This window comes from Collinsella aerofaciens, assembly GCF_028209395.1.
Classification (GTDB): domain Bacteria; phylum Actinomycetota; class Coriobacteriia; order Coriobacteriales; family Coriobacteriaceae; genus Collinsella; species Collinsella aerofaciens_AZ.
The window spans coordinates 1-3,281 of sequence record NZ_JAQLDQ010000045.1 but is presented as its reverse complement, the minus strand read 5'-3'; the positions used below and the strand labels follow the sequence as shown (position 1 = coordinate 3,281).

General features: G+C 60.4%; 5 protein-coding genes. All 5 read left to right on the top strand.

Features of this window, described 5'->3' with window-relative positions; genetic code table 11:
* Positions 1–330: hypothetical protein (locus PMW67_RS09640; RefSeq protein WP_416378097.1), on the top strand; the 330-nt coding region annotated here is incomplete at its 5' end.
* A 500-nt stretch (positions 331–830) separates the two neighbouring features.
* Positions 831–2,108, top strand: coding sequence for a plasmid recombination protein (locus tag PMW67_RS09635; RefSeq protein ID WP_271739697.1), 1,278 nt, complete (start codon positions 831–833; stop codon positions 2,106–2,108).
* Positions 2,109–2,150: 42 nt separating this feature from the next.
* Positions 2,151–2,387: a type II toxin-antitoxin system RelB family antitoxin gene (gene relB, locus PMW67_RS09630; protein ID WP_006236365.1), complete on the top strand. Its 237-nt coding sequence runs from the start codon at positions 2,151–2,153 to the stop codon at positions 2,385–2,387.
* A 25-nt stretch (positions 2,388–2,412) separates the two neighbouring features.
* Positions 2,413–2,640 (top strand): type II toxin-antitoxin system RelE family toxin, encoded by a 228-nt coding sequence (locus PMW67_RS09625; protein WP_006236363.1) that lies wholly within the window; start codon positions 2,413–2,415, stop codon positions 2,638–2,640.
* 204 nt (positions 2,641–2,844) lie between these two features.
* On the top strand, positions 2,845–3,281 hold a 437-nt coding region (locus tag PMW67_RS09620), incomplete at its 3' end, for a Rep family protein (RefSeq protein WP_271739694.1).

Sequence of the window (3,281 nt, the reverse complement as noted above, 5' to 3'; positions counted from 1 at the left end):
TATCAATACGACCCCTCGATTGTGTGCGAGGCCGGCGGGGCCGATTGGGTCACCGCTATCCAGCGTTCAAGCGACAAGTATGCGGTCATTGCGGCGATGCAGGACTGGTGTGATGACCCCGTCAACGTCAGGCCGAGCGGGTGCCCTCCGCAGTTCAATGATTTGATGAGATACGCTCGCGCCAACAATCAGGAATGGTTTATGGCGCTCTGCGACAACAGCGCCATCGTGATGCGCGAGTATTGCAAGGGCAATCGCCATGACTGGCGTGATGAACGTTATCAGGCATACGCGCGCGGCTGCGATAGACAGACGGGTGGCGGTGAGTAGACGGGTCAACGGAAGATTCAGCGACTACGGGGCGGCGTGGTCTGCGCTCGCGCAGATCTAAGCCGACTCGTTCGCGGAATCTGTAGTTGACGCGGCGGGCGAGTCGAAAGACAGACTGGGAAGAGGGTCGATGTGAGCGCAAGCTCCCATCGACCCTTTCCTTGCCTATGTCGCGAGAAAGGTTGATTCGGGGATGGAACCTAGGGGGGGTAGCCGACCCGAAGGGTCGGCGTACTGCGTCACCCCCCCTAGGAATCCCGACCCCGACCCCCGACCCTAGAGGGGGAGTTTGAGGGGGCTTTGCCCCCTCATTCGGCGCTCGCGCCGATGGCCCGCACCTCATGAGCGACGCCGCGAATGAGTAGGGCTGGGGGGTCTCGGGGGGAACGCCCGAGCGGGTCAAGGGCAGCGCCCTTGCACGGCCAAACGCAGTTTGGTATACCGTGACTATACCAAATGTCGCTAACGCTCCATCAGGCTTCAAACTCGGAGGTTCACCAATGACGGTCGCGCCACTAATCGCAATGAAGAGCTCGCAAGTGAAAAGCTTTGACGCGGTGGGTCGTGAGCTGGACAGGCGCGCCCATACCTACGCCAACGATGTTGACCAGAGCGGCCGGCACATCGGCTACCGCTGCCGCGCCGAGGACGAGCGCCCGGTGCCGCTTGAGAGGGCGGTCGAGCGGCGCATGGGGGAACTCAAGACGAAGAGGAAGGTCAGGGAAAACCAAGTCCGCGCGATGGGGTTCATCGTCTCAAGCAACGATGCCTTGGACGAGAAGTCCGCGAGGGAGTTCTTGGACAGGAGCATCAACTGGTTCGGGGCGCGGTACGGCTACGAGAACCTGCTCGCCGCCCAAATCCATCTGGACGAGGGCACGCCCCACGCGCACATCTGGATCGCGCCCGTGATACACGACAGGGAGACGGGCTTCGACCGACTGTGCGCCAAGGAGCTGTTCGCCCCAGACAAGCGACGCAAGAACGCGGAGGGCAAGTGGGAGGTGACCGCGCAGGGCACCATGAGCCGCCTGCAGGAGGACTTCTGGGAGCAGGTCGCGAAGCCCTACGGGTACGAGCGCCCCCTGCGCCACGAGCTGCGTGCTAAAGGCTACAGGAGCCTTGACGCGTACAAGGTGCAGGTCGGCACAACGAGGGCGCTCAAGTCAGAGATAGAGACCCTTGAGGGCGCGAGGGACAAGGCGAAGCACAGTGCGGTTACTGCCAAGCGCGAGCTGGACGGCCTTGAGCGGCAGAGGGTTGAGACCCGCGCCAAATTGTGTGCCGTGACCGAGCAGGTCGATGAAAAGCGGGCGCAAGCTGCGGAGATGGACCGCAAAATCGCGGAGAAAATGGCCGAGCTTGACCGCTTGGACGGCGAAATTGGCGAAAAGCTCGAGCTTCGCAACGAGGTGGGCGATGAAATCCAGCGGGAGTCCGCGCGATTGGAGTCCCTTCGGCGCGGAACGCGAGCAGTTGCGCGAGACGTTGAGGAGCTTCGACCCGTCGCTGCCGAGATTGGGCGCTGGAAAGCTGCGGGACGCCCTGAGCGCGGCACAATCCTCGATTCAATCACTGCTCGATGCGCAGGAGCAGCGAGAGCAGCTAGAGCGGCAATTGAGGAGCTTAGAGACCGCATCTGGGCGCTGATGCGTCCCAGGAAGGCGCAGGGCGGCGGATACGACCTGGACGAGATGGTGAGGGATGCCACGGAAGCGGCAAAGGCATGGAACCGAAGCCACGAAGCGCCTGCGCGGTCGCGCGGGCAGGCGCGGTGATGTGTTATAGTAGTACCTGTATTACAGCATAGGAGGTGCGTTATGGCTACCGCAGTCACTTCGATGAGGATTCCGACCGAGCTGAACGAGCGCTACAGCAGGCTTGCGAAGGAGACCGGCAGGTCGAGGAGCTTCTACGTGAACGAGGCCCTGCAAGAATCGATTGACCGTTTCGAGTACGAGTACGGGATTCTCAAGGACATCGAGGACTACCGCGCAGGCAGGCTCGAGACCTACAGCATCGATGAGGTAAGGGCGCATTGTGGTCTGGCGAATTGATTTCACGAGGAACGCTGACAAGGCGATGCGCAAGCTGGACAGGGGCATCGCCGCGAGGATATTCGAAGAGCTTGACGAGATAGCGAAGCTCGAAGACCCGAGAGTCAGGGGCAAGTCCCTGACGGGGAACCTGGCGGGCGTGTGGCGCTACAGGGTCGGCGACTATCGGATTCTGTGCGACATCGATGACGGCAGGCTCGTGATTCTCGTGGTTGATGTGGCGCATAGGCGCGAGGTCTATAAGCGCAGGTAGATGCGCAAAATAAAAGGGCACCGCGCGATGCGATGCCCTATAATGTTTGTTGCTGGTCGTTGGTTGCCGCCGACAACCAGCTAATGGAAGCGGAAGGTGAAGTTCCGTCCCGTACATGACTTATTCTAGCAAGACCTCGAGGTCAGGGCTAGAAGTAGACGTAAAAACGGAGCCACCTTCCATGATTTTGGAGGTGGCTTTTTTATGCCATACAAAGACCCAGAGAAGAAGAAGCAGTGGGAGCGAAAGAACCGTGGCAAGGGTGCGACCAAGGCCATCTGGTGGGGATACCTCTACTTCGACAGTGCGCCAGAGAACTGGGAGCAGCGCATCCGCGAGAGCGGCTATGAAGCCGTTTGGGCTGTGCACGACAAGGATGTGCGTCCGACTGGCGAGGTCAAGGAGACGCACGCTCACGTGGCCGTTAGGTTCTCCCATGCGGTGGATTTGGAGACGGCAAAAGCTGTTCTTACCTCGTTTGGTGTCAAGGAAGCGAGCGTGCAGTACCGAGATAATTGGCGGGCTGTCTGCCGATACATGGTTCACATGGATGACCCCGACAAATATCAATACGACCCCTCGATTGTGTGCGAGGCCGGCGGGGCCGATTGGGTCACCGCTATCCAGCGTTCAAGCGACAA